14 protein-coding genes are annotated in these 15526 nt (G+C 56.3%); 3 read left to right on the forward strand and 11 right to left on the reverse strand.

The annotated features are described in order from the left end of the window. Positions 1-98: 98 nt before the first annotated feature. From B6V74_RS12870 to B6V74_RS12890, 5 genes are all read right to left on the reverse strand, one after another. The gene (locus tag B6V74_RS12870; RefSeq protein ID WP_088722978.1) at positions 99-1625 is read right to left on the reverse strand and encodes a hypothetical protein; all 1527 of its coding nucleotides are present in this window, start codon (positions 1623-1625) and stop codon (positions 99-101) included. Beyond that, entirely contained in the window at positions 1622-2368 is a 747-nt protein-coding gene (locus tag B6V74_RS12875; RefSeq protein ID WP_088720322.1) for an FAD:protein FMN transferase, read from the reverse strand. The genes B6V74_RS12870 and B6V74_RS12875 overlap by 4 nt, the downstream gene beginning before the upstream one ends. A gap of 7 nt (positions 2369-2375) precedes the next feature. After that, positions 2376-2786, reverse strand: coding sequence for an FMN-binding protein (locus tag B6V74_RS12880; RefSeq protein WP_075775981.1), 411 nt, complete (start codon positions 2784-2786; stop codon positions 2376-2378). A gap of 471 nt (positions 2787-3257) precedes the next feature. Beyond that, complete coding sequence (locus B6V74_RS12885; protein ID WP_088722979.1) at positions 3258-4136, reverse strand: hypothetical protein; 879 nt, start codon at positions 4134-4136, stop codon at positions 3258-3260. 346 nt (positions 4137-4482) lie between these two features. After that, a complete protein-coding gene (locus B6V74_RS12890; protein ID WP_088722980.1) occupies positions 4483-5493 on the reverse strand; it encodes a hypothetical protein in 1011 nt (336 codons plus the stop codon). Positions 5494-5535: 42 nt separating this feature from the next. Here B6V74_RS12890 and B6V74_RS19075 point away from each other — a divergent pair, with 42 nt between their 5' ends. Continuing rightward, on the forward strand, positions 5536-7233 hold the full coding sequence (locus tag B6V74_RS19075) for a hypothetical protein (RefSeq protein ID WP_206185202.1): 1698 nt from the start codon (positions 5536-5538) through the stop codon (positions 7231-7233). 414 nt (positions 7234-7647) lie between these two features. On the opposite strand, the gene B6V74_RS12900 is transcribed toward B6V74_RS19075, so the two are convergent. After that, complete coding sequence (locus B6V74_RS12900; protein WP_088722981.1) at positions 7648-8310, reverse strand: recombinase family protein; 663 nt, start codon at positions 8308-8310, stop codon at positions 7648-7650. 387 nt (positions 8311-8697) lie between these two features. Between B6V74_RS12900 and B6V74_RS12905 the strand changes: the two genes are divergently transcribed. Further along, positions 8698-9660: a hypothetical protein gene (locus B6V74_RS12905; protein WP_088722982.1), complete on the forward strand. Its 963-nt coding sequence runs from the start codon at positions 8698-8700 to the stop codon at positions 9658-9660. 567 nt (positions 9661-10227) lie between these two features. After that, a complete protein-coding gene (locus B6V74_RS12910) occupies positions 10228-10887 on the forward strand; it encodes a hypothetical protein (RefSeq protein ID WP_088722983.1) in 660 nt (219 codons plus the stop codon). A 478-nt stretch (positions 10888-11365) separates the two neighbouring features. On the opposite strand, the gene B6V74_RS12915 is transcribed toward B6V74_RS12910, so the two are convergent. The 5 genes from B6V74_RS12915 to B6V74_RS12935 form a co-directional block, all read right to left on the reverse strand. Beyond that, positions 11366-13543, reverse strand: coding sequence for a hypothetical protein (locus tag B6V74_RS12915; RefSeq protein ID WP_146694550.1), 2178 nt, complete (start codon positions 13541-13543; stop codon positions 11366-11368). Positions 13544-13607: 64 nt separating this feature from the next. After that, positions 13608-13754 carry a hypothetical protein gene (locus B6V74_RS19000; protein ID WP_168174926.1) on the reverse strand — a complete coding sequence of 49 codons (147 nt, stop codon included), beginning with the start codon at positions 13752-13754 and terminating at the stop codon, positions 13608-13610. Positions 13755-14254: 500 nt separating this feature from the next. Further along, positions 14255-14581, reverse strand: a complete 327-nt coding sequence (locus B6V74_RS12925; protein ID WP_088722986.1) for a hypothetical protein — start codon at positions 14579-14581, stop codon at positions 14255-14257. Between the two features lie 140 nt (positions 14582-14721). Beyond that, positions 14722-14961: a hypothetical protein gene (locus B6V74_RS12930; RefSeq protein WP_088722987.1), complete on the reverse strand. Its 240-nt coding sequence runs from the start codon at positions 14959-14961 to the stop codon at positions 14722-14724. Beyond that, the gene (locus B6V74_RS12935) at positions 14958-15419 is read right to left on the reverse strand and encodes a hypothetical protein (RefSeq protein WP_088722988.1); all 462 of its coding nucleotides are present in this window, start codon (positions 15417-15419) and stop codon (positions 14958-14960) included. Before B6V74_RS12935 ends, B6V74_RS12930 begins: the two co-directional genes overlap by 4 nt. Between the last annotated feature and the right edge of the window lie 107 nt (positions 15420-15526).

Genomic DNA, 15526 nt, shown 5'->3' on the forward strand with positions numbered 1-15526 from the left:
CGCAACCGTGGCGTTTGCTCAGCGAAACGACGGTTTCGCAGTCGGGCGCAAAACCACAGGTAATGGAGAGATTTCGCACGCGGACGACTCCGCGGAGATCAAAGCCCGGAAAAGGCATCCGTGTGAATCCGCCTGCGACGGACGCCGCAATTTCGAAGTGTCTTTCGGAAGCCGGCGACCATCGCGCTCGCTCCGGACACGTAGACACGCCGTTCGTGCAGATCGGGAACGCATTCGCGTAGTTTCGTCTCGTCCATTCGGCCCTCGACCACTGTGCCGGGGAGGGTCGAGGCGTCGCCGGGGGCCCCGGAAACCGCGTAGACAACTTTCATTCCGAGTTCGCTTCGCGCGCGCGTCAGCAGCTCTCGATATGCGACCTCGTCAGCCGACCTGTTCGCGTAGACCAGCACGATATCGCGTTTCTCGCCGCGTTCGAGGAGATCGGCGATCATGCTCCGGAACGGGGTGATTCCGATCCCTCCCGCGATGAAGAGGAGCTTCTTCTCACGTTGTCGGGGCAGGACGAAGGTGCCGGCGATCTGGGAGCCATAGATCGGGTCGCCTTCCTGCATCTCCAGGAGCCCACGCTTGAACTCGCTGCCGTCGGGGGTGAACTTGACGCCGACCCGCACCGAAGTCGCCCCGGGGGCTGAAGCGATGGTGAAGGTTCTGCGATTGCCGCGCGTGTCGGATTTCGGCAGTCCCAGCGTCCAGTCGAGATACTGTCCCGCGCGGAATTGCAGGGCGCGGTCCGACTGAAAAACGAACTCGTAGCAGTTCGCTGCGATCTCCTCGACACCGATCAGCTTCATCTTGAAGCGTCCCTTCGGACTCGCGGCCCAGGCGTAGATATTGGCCACGAGGAAGGCCATTTCAGGAGAGAAATATAGCGTCCCGATATGGATGTTCGAGCAGGACAACACACCGACGATGGCTGCATAGACATGCCGCGACCAACGGCCATGGGCGGCTGTCAGGGGCTCGGTGAGCATCGCGAAGCCGGCGAAGAACAGCGGCGAGTAGAGGAGCGTTTGTTGCAGCGCCATGCCCATCATGCCCGGGGGCGTCGTCGCGATGACCGCCGCGAGGTTCGACAGGATGTAGACCGCGATCATGCCGAGACGCTCTATCTTGTAGCCGACGAGCAGCCCGCCGAGGATCACCAGAGGCAACAGTTGCGGCGTGCCGCCGACCCACCACAAGGCCGGGGTGTTGAGCCCGATCCCCGCGACGACGGCACCGAGCGCCACCGGGTTGAAGATGTGTTTGTGCCCGATCGTCAGGATGAATTTCGAGGCGATGGCTGCGACCGACGCGAGCACGATCGCGGCGAGCGTCGTCGGGTCGGCAATATCCGCTGGCGGCATGATGAGCGCGAGGATCAGGGCCGTAATATGCACGGATTCCGAATTCGTCGGCAGCTTGAGCACAATGCTGAAAAGCCGGTTCGTGACCCATGCGCTCGCGACCGCAAGCACGAGCGACAAAAGCAGACCGGCAGGGTCGAGGAATGTCGCTCCAGTCATCCCCGCGGCAAGTCCGCCGACGAACAGGAGCCCGAGATAATAGACCATCAACCGATACATGGTGACGCCATTCAACGCACGTCTGATCAGCCTCATCATGAGAAGACAAACTCCTTGAAACCGGTCGTTTGCACGGCCGTGCCATCGCGGTGGATCTGGTAGGCTTCGACGCCCTCGAGGTCTTCGATGTAGTAAATGCCCGCGTCACCCATCGCGAAGGCCGCCGTGGCATGCAGGTCCGCGACGAGGACGTCACTCCCGATTACGGTAATGCTGACGGGGCCTTCGATGCGGCGGGCGCGATCATGCGGGTCATAGATGTGATCGCCACGGATGTAGTTTCCCGAGGTCGCAACGCCTTGTCCCCTCGGCTTGACGGCTTTGACGATCTCCTGCGGCGCGAAAGGATTGCGGATACCGATCGACCATTCCTGTCGCGACGCATCGCGTCCGCCGACTTGTATATCGCCACCGGCGTCGATGCAGAAATCCGCGAACCCCTCTCGCTCGATCAATTGGGCCGCGCGGAGGATCGCCCATCCCTTCACGACACCCGAGGGATCAATCGTCCCGTCGTTGCGCCTTATGTCGAAATACCCGTCCGTGAACTCTCGCATGCGATGCGCGATTTCCAGCACGTCGCGCATTTGGGAACTGAGTGCGGACTCCCCGACCTCGCCCGCATTGAAGCGCGACACTTCGCTGTCCGGCCGGAACGGACTGAAGCGTATATCGACGTCGGTGAAGAAATCGAACACGCGCTCGTGAATGCCTGTGTGCCCTGAATTCGGGATGTCGAGCGTGATCGGCATTCCCATGATGAGCCGCGTCTCGACTGTCATGGCCGGGCTATTTCAGGGATTTCCGCAGCGCATCATGGACCGAGTTCAGAAAAGCCTGGCTCGTGAGCGTAGCGCCGGAGATGTAGGAGACGTTGGTATTCTGCGCCATGACGATCTCGCGTTCGAGCATCGGCAGGGCCTTGCTGTTGATATATCGGCTGGTCCTGCGATCCGTCGGTGCCCTCAGGATGTCGATGGAGGAAATTTTTCCGTTTTTCACATGGGCTTGGGCCTGCACATAGCCATAGTATTGACGGACGGGCGAACCAGTCCATGTGCCATCCTGATACTGCGCTCCGTCAGGCAGCGCCTGAGGCTGCGAGAAGCTCGAGAAAAAACCTGCCGATGCCGCGGTCGAACTTAGCAGCACCGCGAGAATACTGGCTGAAAGAGCATTTGGTAACTTCCAACGCGTCATTTTGGACCTCCTGACGTACCTTTCGTTTCCGGCCCGGTGAATTCGATCTGACGGTCGCTCAAGTGACCCGTGGCCTGTAGTAAAGATACGTGCTCGACCCCGATATTGAAGTCGCGCCCGTTCCCCTTTGCGTGAGGCGAACGTGCGTGAAAATGTGATGTGACATACCGGCGGGCGCTGAGACGCGGCGCCTTCGATCAGGTGGCGGAAGACAAGAGGACCCTCTCGAAAACCCTCGCCCTAATGTGGGTCAGGATCTTGGTGCAGCGCTCGGAACGCTAACGGAATTCGATTTTCGAAGGGGAAGTGGTGCTGCTGGAGAGACTTGAATTGTCTGGGAGGGGCTTGGGGTCCTACATAAGCTTTTGTTTCTAATGTAATTTTATTTGAATGTGCTAAATGGGCATATCGGCACGATTAGCACAAATGTTAGCGCATGAGAACGGGGCATGATTCGAGCTACTGGGCAGCTCAATCAAACTTGCTGTTAATTGCTGACACGTGCCGCTCCTGTTCGATGGTGGGACCAGCGCCCCGGATGTGGGGGTTTCGCCAACTGAGGCCGCCCGCTCGGTTTCGCATGAAGTGGCCCTGTACCCAATGTGCCCTACGCGCTCTTTTTTCGGGGGAGATGCTTTCGTGATCGTCTTGCATGGCTTGCATTTGTCGCTTCCCTAGCTCTCCGAGGGTAACTTTTACCACGCGTTTGTCTGGTAGTGGGCTCCCCTCTTTCTGGGCACGGCGGCGTTCGGCTCGCGAATATAAAGGCACTTCCTCCGTTTCCAGCATCGCTTTGTGCTGGAACAAAAGTGACATACCGACGGCCATACTGAGGAAGCTCATGCAGATTGGACGCTCCTGCTCTAGCAAAACCTCGTTGTCGATATCGTCGCCTGCTGCCTTCGCGAGATGAAAAGTAGGCGCCATCAGAGTGTCTACCGCTGCGCCCTCTGACTTGAAGATCAGCATGTTGGGAATAAAGCCGCCGTTTCCTTCGAGGAATACTTGTGTGTACAAAACGCCTTCGTCTTGAGTAATCAATGCAAACGGTCGCATGCCATTCGAAACGGGGGGGACGGTCAGTAGCATAGCAGGGAACGGGAGTTGAACGTGGCTGAACATGTCTTCCAGCCCGTCTTTCTTCATCTTCGCGGAGAGATCATACAGCAGCGCCTGTGCTGCCTTGTCGAGCATGTAAAACTGAGCAACGTCTAGAATTTCACTCTGTCTTTGCCCATGGAAGTCCAGCGTTTTCAGAAGATCGGCGGGAAGCGATGAGCGACTGATGTTCTTCAGTTGCAGCAGTGTCGAGGGGTAATGCTTGTAGAACGTATGAAGTGTCGAGAGCATGTGAGACCTATAGAATAGCGGCAACTCAGTGGTCCGGCGGCTACATTATTGCAAAACCGGTCTGCGGTCTATTGGAGGAGGGGAGGCGTGAACTGGAGGTTGGAAGCCTGTTACGCGCTTTGCTCTTTTCGTGACGAGCTTGGCGCGCTTCCATTGGTGCGAATGCGCTCTCCCTCGTCGAAATGCCGCCGACTGCGCTTCCATTTCGAAGTCTAGCAGGGCATCGTGCCTACGGACGCGCGCGTGCCGCTGATTTTTTGTTTGGTGCCGCCCGCTGGACTATTGCCGCTGCCGATTTCCACAAGAAGCCGCTCACCGTCCCGCGAACTAGCAACGTTCACGAATCTTAGTTTCTCTCGTTACGATACTCTTCAATAAGCCGATCAATCTCTTGCTCAGCCGCTGCAGCGGAACCGCTGAATGCCTCCCTAATCTGTGTGGTGTGTTCCATGAAAGCAACGTAGTATTCTAACGCTGTATGAGGGTTCCCCTTTGAGCGTAAGCGTGTGACCTGCTTCTTCCAACTAGGTACTGGATCCATTTTGAAGCGAAGAGGGTAGTTTTTAGCTAGCCACTCGAGCAGTTCCGGCCTTGTTTCGCCAACGAAACCATTGTCCCGCGCATACTTGTAAGCTTCTTCTGAGAACGAGAGTGGCCACGTTTGGCATTCTACTGTTGCCTGATCTCGTGTCTGCTGTTGGCCCTCGTAGACTCCTTGAGCCACGATATCGAGGCAATTATCGCTGTCCTCTATAGTGGCTTCCATGTGGTCGGCTAGAGTACGGATCGTGCTTCTTTTCTGATGGCCACACGCGGCTGACATCGTTCGGAAAGCTCTTGCGAAATCACCTATCTCTGCGGGTGAGTATTTTCCTTTGTTGGTGAAATACTTCTTTGATCGGACTGGTAGCTCGATCTTGGAGTGATAACTAAAGCCCCTTATAGGATAAGCGCTGAGTATATCGCAGGCAACTGAGAAGTAGAATCTTGAGAGAGCTGGCAAGATCGCTTCATGCTGTAGCCCTATGTGGTACAACTCATTTCGAAAATCGTGGAGGAGCGTGATAGTTCTCGCTTGCTCGCCATTCACAAGGCCTTCGATCTTGGCGAACTTAACTTTGGCATCGAACACACGACCCAAGGCCTCTGCCAGTTCGCTCTTGTGTTGATATTCGTCGCTTCGGTGCCTCCACAACTTCAGTTCAGCATCCTTCGTCTTTGCAAGCTCATGCATCGCAAGTTCGATCGCGTTGTCAGTTAGCATTAGCCCAATGCGGGCGTCATGTACGCTATCCTTTTTGACATGTTCGAGCGCACGATCCATCTGGTCCAAGACGCTCGCTAGAAACATCAACATGCTCTACAACCTTTAATGTTGAGGTAATTAAGAGAATAAAGCATGAGTACAGAACAAGTTCGAAATGAAATTCGTAGGTTTCTTAAGGCAGACGATAACTACTCTCTTTGTTTGCGCGGTAGGTGGGGTGTGGGTAAGACGCACACTTGGGACACCCTGCTCGTCGAAGCATTCAACAACAAAAAAGTAAAACCTGCCCGGTACGCCTATGTCTCACTGTTTGGTTTAGAGAGACTGAGTGATGTAAGGCGGTCTCTATTCGAGAACACTGTAGAGGCCGCATCCTTCGACTCTGTCAAGCCGTTAGAAGCTACTGTCAGCAGTGTCTCAGATCGATTGACTCATCTGGCTTCAAAGTGGCGGGCAGGTGCTAGTGTTATTGGTGGCATGCCTATTATTTCAGACTACAGCGGTTTGGCTGAAAAGGCGGGCTTCCTCGACGTTCGTGATCAGATTGTTTGTTTTGATGATCTCGAACGTATGAGCGACCGCCTTGAGCTTAAGGACGTTCTAGGGCTGATCTCTTTCTTGAAGGAGAAGAAGCGATGCAAGGTTGTCCTGTTGCTAAACGATGAAGCGTTGAAGGCTCAGGATGCGGAGGCCTTTGGTATCCAACTGGAAAAAGTTATCGACATCCATTTGACATTCGCCCCCTCGGCCAGCGAGGCTGTTGACATAGCTATCCCAGATCGCTCGACATTATTGGCGCGGCTTGTAGCTGAAAATGTCAAAGTGTTGGAAATCACCAACATCCGGACGATCTTCAAACTTCTCAGAATATGCGGAAGGTTGGAGGAGATTCTGTCTGGCTACGATGAGCGTATCGTTACGCAGGCGATACACAGTGCTTGCCTTTTCGGGTTCACTCTTTACCAGCCTGCTGAGGCGCCGCCTATCGAAACTGTTTTGCAAGATCGCCCATATGCTGGTCTGCTCGGAAGTAGCAAAGAGAGGACTCCAGAGGACGATCGTGCTAGAGAGCTTCTTAGGCGATATGGGTTTTTTACAGCAGATCGCTTTGATTATCTCATCCTCGAGAATATGCGCAGCGGCATCTACGACGCAGTAGCGCTACGGCGCGAGGCCGATCGACTGTCAGAGAACATTGATCGTCTAGATAAGGAGGCTGAGTTTACTGCTGCATGGGACATCTATCACGACTCTTTTGATGATAATGCGGACACGTTCGCTGCTGCGCTAAAGCAATCGATCAAGGACAATGCTGCTGCCGTCAGTCCTTCTAATCTTTCGGCTTCAATCGTGACGCTTAAGCAGTTGGGCTATCACGAAGGACTTGCCGAACTCATTAAAGATTACATTGACGATCGAAAGGACGACAAAGAGTTTTGGGTGGGCGCCTCGTCCTCAAGACGTCTTAATGTCGAGGATCCAGACGTTGCCGATGCCTTTGCTGCTAAGGCAGCAGAATTCGTCGATGAAAGAACCCTTCATGAGGCGGTGGTGGCCACCGTTCGTGACACAGGCTGGAACGATGCTGCCCTTGACTTCATTGACAAGCACAGCGCTGAGGATTTCTACAAATTGTTGAAAGCGGTAAAGGGGGAAGACTTTCGCGACGTTACTCGTGCGCTAACCTATTTTCCGTCCATCTCAAACCCGAGCGATAGAGCGAAGAGCATTGCCGAAAAGGTGGTATCGGCTTTGGAAAAAATTGGCCAAGAAAGTGCGCTCAACCGGCTTCGTGTGCAGAAGTATGGTATCAAAGTACCAGATTCTTGAGCATGCCGTTTGGATTGTTTTGACACTCACCCACACTCGTCGGGACGAAGATCGGTCGCCGCCCGTCAATCAACGCGATGCCGGACGAAGCCTCGCGGGCGAGGTCGCTTCCCCGATCGAAAGCCTTTCGGTGTTGCTGAATCAGGGCGTATGGGGCGTTTGTTGCTGAATCCTGAGGGGGCAAGTTGCATTAACAAATTTGTGCAGCACCTGTGGGGCAAAATGGGGGGTGGGGTATATCCCCAGTGGAGCCTCATAAAGTATAAAAAATAAAGGATATTATGCGATTTTAGGCGAGGCTGCGGAGGCTTGTTCAGGCCCGCTGACGCGGGCCTTCACGGAGCCCAAGAGCCAGCGAGCTTATGTTATGACGATTCAGCCAGTCTCGACGCGCTGAGCGGGCCTGTCGGGCGGTCAGGCAGTAAGCCGCTTAAGAGCGTTCGAAACGGTCATCGGTGCCCAGCTCCTGCCTCTCGGCGTGGTGATCTTGGCAGCGTTCAAGGCGTCTGCGATCTGCGCCAATGTCGAGCCGGAGTCGCGCATCGGGAGGATGATCTGGGCGACACGCTGGGCGGCGGCGTCAGCCGCCTGTCGGGCAGCCTCATTGCGCTTCATCGTGGTATCGCGAAGACCTCCCAGTTTGACGCCTCTGGCCTTGGCTTCTTGCAGCGCGGCCCTCGTTCTTTTGCTGATGAAGTCGCGTTCCTGTTCTGCCAAGGCTGCATAGATATGAAGCTGGAAATTATCCGCGTGAGGCATGCTTGCGACCCTTATTTTTAAGGCTTTATCGTCCATCAGAGCCGCGATGAAGCTGACCTTCCGGGATAGTCGATCCAGCTTTGCCACCAGCAATTCCGCACCCTCTGAGCGGGCCAGTGTGATCGCTTTTTGCAGCTCGGGGCGGGCATCGTTCTTGCCGCTCAGCAAGTCTGTGAAAGTCCCCAGCACCTCAAAAGGGGTGTCGCTATAGTTGTCTAGGAACAGGGCGATATCACGGTCTTGAGCTTCCAGCCCGAGACCACTTTCGCCCTGCGAGGCGGTCGAGACGCGGCGGTATATCACATATTTTCTGGTCATGTCGGGGGCTTTCAAAATCGTCAACGTTCATTGTGATATTTATACGGTTTCCGATGCATGATTCGCGAGTCTTTTCAATAGGTTGTGCCGATACCGTGCCGTTTTCGGGTCGGCTCCATGGCGTGGGGGTGGGTTGTTTCGGCGAAATGATCACGAAAGGTGATCTAGTGTAACATTTCGTGAGGTTGCATTCGCAGGGCTCGACGGCGGCTGAGGCGGGTATATTGTGTATTGGCTGGCTAGTGGCACATGATGAAGTGCCGATGGTGTTGACGGATTACGTTAGGTCAGATAATTCTGTGTGAGAACGAAGTTAAAACATAGCGCGAACAACGTGCGACCGGGGTGTCACTGTAAACAAGAGCGGGGAGGGAAAGGACCAATGACATGGCAAAGTTCGAAGACCTTACTTCCGAAGAATTCACTCCTGCACGACCTGAGCTTCAGGCGGGGTTAACCGAGGCAATACCAGAGGGCGAGATTCCGTCGCGCTACATCAACAGGTATCATGCCGACCATGACGTGCCGTGTGCGTTCTGTAACAAGCACACGGACCACCGGCGCGGGTTTACTGTCCAGATGAAGGATGGACGGATTGCCTTGTGTGGGCGAGACTGTGCGAAATTCTATTTCGGGCCTGAGGTCGCTCGAGATTTCGAGAAGAAACTAAAAGAAGAAGAGGATCGCAGAGCAACGGCAAGTGTCATCGCACGCGCCATGCGCGGTGTGCCGCAAGCCCTCGAGAGCATCACTGACAATTGGATAGCCAACGAGAGGGCTATGCGAGAGGTCGTCAGCAGCCTCGCTGAACTTGTAGGGCGGGCGAGCAGAGTGCCGGAAGTGACAAGTGGCGGGCACTTGGAGCTTCGCGAGATGCGCCGACGTTTCGTCGAGCGTGAAGTCGGCGGTGTCGTGAGGAGGGTTCCGGTCGACGAGGAAGTCACTCTCGTTAGAGCGCGGCACGCTGGAGCTCTCTTAAGGCAAAGCGAGAAGGAGGCGCTTCAAGGCGCACGAGATTGCCTCTCGAAGCTTGTTGGCGCTCGGGCGCCGGAAAACCTAAGCATGCTCGCGTTGAAGCGAATTGGTGAGGTCAGAACCTCGGGGCTCTCTCGCTTGCGTGACGGCGTCGAATTTCTCGACTTGTGTTCGCGGTTCTTCACCAAGGAGAACATCGCCTCTTTTTCGGACCTAGTTTGGCGGCTCGGCGTGGCTTCTAACGTCGCCCTTCATCGCCGCAAATATGGGTATGAGCTCGTTGTGGTCTCCCATGAGGTCAAGACAAGCTACAAGCTTCCCAGTTTGGATGATCGGCCCACGGAAAGAAGCATTAGCTTGCTTCTCCGAAGCTGATCTTCGCTGGCCCGCGTTAGCGGGCCAGACCTATTTTGGCAGCACGCTCGGATGGCGGGGATTGCTCGGTTGTTCTTGTTGTGTTCTCGGTGTTACCTAGGCGCTATGCCTTCTATGCATCCGCCTGCACACCCACACCCAGCGAAGCGCCCTTTCTCCCTAGGAGAGGCCGCGCGGGCGGGGATGCTCGTAGTGGTGCGCTGCAATCTGTGCCGCCGCACGGTTCACTACCTCGCCTCCGATCTCGTCGAGGTGGGTGCTCCACCGAAACGCCCGGCGCGATCATGGGCGGGGGCGTGTCGGCAGTGCGGGAAAACTGATTACCTGAGGGTCGATCTACGCGCTCCGCATCCGGGCGATGTGGGGCGGCTCGTAGTGCGACGGCCCGGCCCGCCGAAAGTTGTGCGCCAGTGGAGAGACGTCCCACTTTGATGTCCACTAGGCGCTTCAGCGTTACCGAAGGTGGCAGATGCATCTGGAGATGTTTACGGTGCGAGCGGCGAATTAGGCTGTCGTGTAGCGTCTAGCAACAAGGTCGCGGGGAGGATGGAGGTGATTGGAGGGAGTATGTCAAACGAAGTCACGCGCGAACGTCTCGCCGAAATCAAAACGGAGTTTCAAAGGCTGATAGAGTTTCACGAAGCTAGCTTTAGAGAAATCGATGCAAAGGCGAAGTATTGGCTGACACTCAGCTTGCCTACTTTCATCACACTTGCTGGGTATCTTTATAAGAGCGGCGCGCAGCTTGAGCTGCCGCTGTTGGTCTCAGGCTACGCACTTGCGACGATCCTTTTTATCGCGACGTTCCTCTTATCTTACGTTTTAGGTTCGCGAAGGGTCGAGAGTGGAATTTTGAAGCCGACGAGCAACGAGTTCTCAGACGTCGGTTATTATCTCAAGACTAATGAAACATGGTGCGAGTATCTTGATGACCAGACCGCGGAAACGCTGCGGGCTGCTGGTCACAACGAGACTCAAAACAACATAAAATCGCGTTGGCTGCGACTCGGCGAAGTCTCACTTCTTCGAGGAGCCCCCACTGCGGTTTGTGTTGGCGGTGGTGGCGCCTTTGCTTACACCGCTGCCAGTCCAAGCGGGCTTGCCGCCGCCACTCCCGCCCTCGCTGGAGCGGCTGCCGGAATTGCTATTGGAGGGGCGACCGCCGCCGTTTTTGTTGCTATCAGCCATTTTCGCACCCTAAGTCGAGAAAAGCACAAGGCAGCGTAACCGCTGCATAAGGCGCACGCAACATAGTGCCTCTTCAAGCGCCATAGCGGGTCAACACATTTTCTTGGACCGTTTAGAGCATTTAAGTGCATGCCGGTGCATTTGAACATGGAAGACGCACTAGGCTAAGCCATTGGTGATGAAAGTAAATGCGGGATGCAGTGCATGTAGGGCATTTTTTGATCCGCGCCGCGAGAGATGGAGGATGATGCTTCATGCCCAAGCTCGTGACGCAAGGTGCCACCAAGGCTTAATCTTCTGACCTTTGGACAAAGCGGGCTTAGAGAAAAGTAAAATCAGCTCATGAGCAATCTCCCTTAACAAACGCTCGACACGCACTGAAGTCCCATCACGGCCAATAAAATAAAGGAAATTCGGCAGTGCATTTCGCAGTGCAAGACCGTTCATTCAGTGCATTTAGTGTTGGGTGAGAAAGCCCCCTGACGGGGGCCTTCGTTACTTCAGAGGGTCGGGTTCATCACCGAGACTTCGCAAAGGGGTTCACCGCATCCGATGTTTGCTCCGCCATTCGTGCGAGGCTTGAGCTCTGCCCGCGCGCACGTCTGCGCTGTCGCATGCGAACCACTTTTGGATCGTCGTTCGAATTGCACCCATTAGGGGTAAGTGGAGCCTGACCTTTATCCGCTTTCGGAATGATGTCATGAGACGGTGAGCTTGCCGGTGCGGTGGTGCTCTTGCGCTTCACGAGCCGCCATGGCGTACGGCCATTGCTGCGGGCGCCCTGCACCAGCGAGATATTAGCTCCGTCCACCGCGAACGTGCGCTCTTTCATCGAAGACAGATACTTCCCGAAGGCGCGCGGCTCGAAATCAAAGTCCTCGCCGGTGCGCGAGAGCTTCACCGGAAGAGCGATCTCTTCCAGTTTGGCTAGATCGCGCAGCTCGCCGGAGTCTGCGTCCATCCCCATCGCGTCCAAGCGGTCGCGAGCACGCGAGTACCATGCTTCTATAAGAACCTGCATCGGATCGTCTTCGACATAGGTAACGGCGTCGAGGTCCTTGCGATTAGCCTGAAACATCTTGAAGCCTGCTGCTTCAAGGATGCCGCCGAGGGTCACATGCCATCGCTCGAAGGACGCGAGAGCCTTGCCCGATGCTGCAGGCATGCCTTCGTTGATCCAGTGCTGAACAAGCGTCAGGCACGCGGCGATGATTTCGCCACGATGTGCGCGGATGTGGCTCTTGAAGTCGCCTTTGATCTTGAACCCCACGCGCTCACCGGGGTTTGGCATCTTGGCGTCAAGCTTGATCAGGCTAAGGCGCCGCTGCAATTCCGGTGAGAAGCCGGGGTTGATGCCCGTGAGCACGGTTGCCGAGGCGTTTCGCACGGTGCGTTCGCCTGAGCGTCCCAGAACGCGATCTGTCCATTCTCGCGAGGTCAGGAAGCTGGCGAAGGTCGCGGAGTCCATCTCACCCGCCACGTTGTCGTAAACGAGGAAGTTTTTCTGAGTCTGGAGTGCGGAGAAAAGCGCCTTGCGGCGCTCCTCTTCGTTGCGAGAAAGGGGTGGGCGAAGCTCGGCGCGCCCATCGGCGATGATCATGCAGGCCTCAGCGAGGAGGGATGCGCCGGTGCCGGGAGCGGGCTTGGTCAGCAAGTGCGCCGGAACCACATCATCAAAGATCGGGGCCACAAACGGGGTAAGAAGCAGCGCTAGGTAGTTCACGAGCGAGGCGGGCCGCTGCGCCGTGATTTCTTCGCGCGTCAGCCCGTCAAATGGAAAATCTGCGAAAAGGTCCACCAAAAAGGCTGCGGCTTTCTGCGCCTCCTTTGTGAGGTCTCCGCGTGGGATCGCGGGAATATCCAGACCTTGCGAGGGGAGATAAAGAAGGCCTGAGACCTTGTCGAAGCCAGCAGACTGTTTCAACTCGCCGTTCGCAGAGAATGTCGGAACGGTGACGATCTTCTCCAAGGCTGGGACGGGCAGGGCTGGATTGGAAAAGAGGTGCTCCGCCACATCACGAGGCGCGCTAGCGCTGATATGCCCATCATCGCCCTGCATGCGGCGATAGGGGGCCTGTGTGTTGAGTACGTGATTGAAGCTCTTCTGATTCAGCATCTCGATACGAGCTTCGCCACTCGGAGCAACCGGAACGCGGACCAGCTCGGAGCCATGTTGATAAAGCGCCGGATCGTGCCCGAGCTTGCTGTTTTCCCGCTGGAGCTGCTCAAGCCCATAGCGACAAAGAGCATCGAAGCCGTTTTGATCGATGACGTTCGTTACCTCGCCCTTGCGCGCTTCAGCCTTGCGCGCTGCCGAGATTTCCGCCTCAGCAAGGTTTTGAGCGGCCTTCACGTCTGCGGAGGAAAGTTGTGGCCAATTTTTCCGCAACGCGTCTCGGACGCGCCCTGTCTCGATCTTAGAGGCTCCCGCTACGCGCAAGTGAGCGAAGATCATAACCAGTTTGCAATCGTCCGGCGCGGGGACTCGCAGCCGACCTTCTCGGTCGCGCCGGTTCAGGCGATCCAAGATCGCCTCGGCGTTGAGTTCCTTAGCCTCGCGGATCGCTTTCAGTTCGCTTCCGGAGAGCCGCTCGCGCAGCTTCTTTGCTCCGGGTGTCATGCGTAGCTTTCCGAGTGACGGCAGTGGGCTGCCGTCATCCTCTATTCTATCTTCAAAATCGGTTGTTTTTGCCATTTTCCCTCTGGGATTTCGTGCTTGTGGGGGGGGCGACCCGCTTACGCGGGCCAAGTGCGGTGCTTCATTCCTGCAAGGCAGCAAGCGCATTCGCGATGCGTCGGCAACGCTCGCGCTTCTCGGGCGTGTCGAGTCCACGCTCAATCTCCTCTTTGAGCTGAGCGCCGAGGAGGATCGCAGCGATGGCGGTGGCGGATATCGGTTTGGTCATGTTTGTGCTCCTTGATCTGGTGTCTGAGGCACAACATGTTGATTTAAGGTAGATCGCGCTAGTCAATTATTTTCAGGATGTGAGATTTCCCAGAGGAATGTCACATACACTAACATTTTAAGGGAATATGTTGATTCTCGCTTGGGCTCGCGCTTCTAGGGGGAGTTGGGCCTAGAAGTGATTTGGTGGAGGGTGAGTATCTATATGTTGTGTCCAGACTGAGAATTTTCGCGCGTAAAGTGTCACGCAAAATGGCACATCCGGTCAGTTCATTCGTCGGCTCTCGTCAGCGGGCGCATAGCGTGTGATTTTTCCCGCCTCTACACGCGCGGCGATCTCTTCAGCGAGGCGCTGCTCTTCTTCTTCGATTTGCTCGCAGGTCCATTTGGCTCGCGCGGCCATCGCCTTGCGGTTTCGCGCAGCGGCGTCGCGGCGGCGCTTCGCTGCGTCGGAGTCGGAGCGCGCAATGACGAGCGGCGGAACGGGCTGAGAAAAGAAGCTCACGCGTAACCCCAGATGTTCTTCGATGCTATCGTGATCAGATGATCATAATCTTGGTGCGTTAGGTCGACATCATGCTGGTGACGCCATTTCCCGACGGGCGGCTTGTGCCAAACCTCACCATCGCGCTCGGTGTCGGGCGCGAAGTCGCAGGCGCGCAGTGCACGGTGCGTCACGCGATCAGCGATGCTGTCTGGTAAACACACGCGAAGGTCGAGGAACTCGATGCTGTAGGCAGTTTCTTCTTCGTCGCAGTAATCCGACAATATGGCGGCGACCTCTTCGACGAGAAGCGTTTCAATACCCAATTGGCTGCAGTTGCACATTAGTGGTTATTTCTTTCATTTTGATGGTGAAGAAGAGGCGGCGGGGTGTCTGGAGTAACGCCCCGCCGCGAGCCCGACGCAATGGCAAGACGCCGGGTGGGGGCCGCGCGCAGGCAAGCACGAATGCGGGCGGCCTATGGTCAGTTTCTTAGTGCGCGCGCTCGAACAGTGTTTCGGCGTCGTGCCTCAGCGTCGAGAATCTCGACACGTCCGCCAAGCTCTCGCAAACGCCGCTCGATCAGCAAGTAACGGTAGCCGTCGACGGTGGACCCATCGGCCAGATACACGCGCGAGCCATCGCCACGGATCGCGCTGAAGAAGGCGCTGATTGGGCGACCGTCACGAGCAATTTTCCGAGCAATCTGTTCGACGTCGATCATGCAAGGCCCACCTTCCGTGCGTAGCTGAGCCGGGCGCTCGGCGGCAGGCTTTGGAGGGCGAGCATCGCTGCATGCGCTTCTTCAGAGGGCAGGGGGGATTTCTCTTCTTGCGGGCGGCTACGTTCGATCTCTCTGCCGAGTTTCAATCGCTGGCTGGGGTTAAGTTGGGCGATTTCGGCATGTGCGGCGCTGTTGCGTTCGCTGAGCTGTCGGGCGAACTCGGCTTTCTGAGCCGCTGCCGCGATCTGCGGCAGCCGTTTCGCCTCCTCCAGTGCGGCGTCGGTCAAGCCCATGTCAGTTAGGCAAGCAAGACGCACGCTTGGAACCTGTTTGCAGTCGTCGAGCGTCAGCGCGATGCCGATCTGAGCGGCATCAGCAATCAGCTTCGCGCTAGCGGCGTCAAACCGCGCCTGTGCGAGATGGTCGGCTTTGAGGATACTGTCGAAAGTTTCAGTCATTGGTCATCCAAACTTGGCGCGGAGGCAGACCGTCTCGACGGCATTTGCGATTTCAGCGCTGGTGGGTGGTGGGAGGTGCGCGAGAGGCTCGACCATTCGAGTGATCT

It is taken from the genome of Thioclava sp. F42-5 (assembly GCF_002213195.1).
Taxonomy (GTDB): domain Bacteria; phylum Pseudomonadota; class Alphaproteobacteria; order Rhodobacterales; family Rhodobacteraceae; genus Thioclava; species Thioclava nitratireducens.

What these genes read in the sequence shown, in the direction of transcription:
- B6V74_RS12870 (WP_088722978.1), bottom strand. Translation starts at nt 1,625, where the DNA reads ATGATGAGGCTGATCAGACGTGCGTTGAATGGCGTCACCATGTATCGG.
- B6V74_RS12875 (WP_088720322.1), bottom strand. Translation starts at nt 2,368, where the DNA reads ATGACAGTCGAGACGCGGCTCATCATGGGAATGCCGATCACGCTCGAC.
- B6V74_RS12880 (WP_075775981.1), bottom strand. Translation starts at nt 2,786, where the DNA reads ATGACGCGTTGGAAGTTACCAAATGCTCTTTCAGCCAGTATTCTCGCG.
- B6V74_RS12885 (WP_088722979.1), bottom strand. Translation starts at nt 4,136, where the DNA reads ATGCTCTCGACACTTCATACGTTCTACAAGCATTACCCCTCGACACTG.
- B6V74_RS12890 (WP_088722980.1), bottom strand. Translation starts at nt 5,493, where the DNA reads ATGTTGATGTTTCTAGCGAGCGTCTTGGACCAGATGGATCGTGCGCTC.
- B6V74_RS19075 (WP_206185202.1), top strand. Translation starts at nt 5,536, where the DNA reads ATGAGTACAGAACAAGTTCGAAATGAAATTCGTAGGTTTCTTAAGGCA.
- B6V74_RS12900 (WP_088722981.1), bottom strand. Translation starts at nt 8,310, where the DNA reads ATGACCAGAAAATATGTGATATACCGCCGCGTCTCGACCGCCTCGCAG.
- B6V74_RS12905 (WP_088722982.1), top strand. Translation starts at nt 8,698, where the DNA reads ATGGCAAAGTTCGAAGACCTTACTTCCGAAGAATTCACTCCTGCACGA.
- B6V74_RS12910 (WP_088722983.1), top strand. Translation starts at nt 10,228, where the DNA reads ATGTCAAACGAAGTCACGCGCGAACGTCTCGCCGAAATCAAAACGGAG.
- B6V74_RS12915 (WP_146694550.1), bottom strand. Translation starts at nt 13,543, where the DNA reads ATGGCAAAAACAACCGATTTTGAAGATAGAATAGAGGATGACGGCAGC.
- B6V74_RS19000 (WP_168174926.1), bottom strand. Translation starts at nt 13,754, where the DNA reads ATGACCAAACCGATATCCGCCACCGCCATCGCTGCGATCCTCCTCGGC.
- B6V74_RS12925 (WP_088722986.1), bottom strand. Translation starts at nt 14,581, where the DNA reads ATGTGCAACTGCAGCCAATTGGGTATTGAAACGCTTCTCGTCGAAGAG.
- B6V74_RS12930 (WP_088722987.1), bottom strand. Translation starts at nt 14,961, where the DNA reads ATGATCGACGTCGAACAGATTGCTCGGAAAATTGCTCGTGACGGTCGC.
- B6V74_RS12935 (WP_088722988.1), bottom strand. Translation starts at nt 15,419, where the DNA reads ATGACTGAAACTTTCGACAGTATCCTCAAAGCCGACCATCTCGCACAG.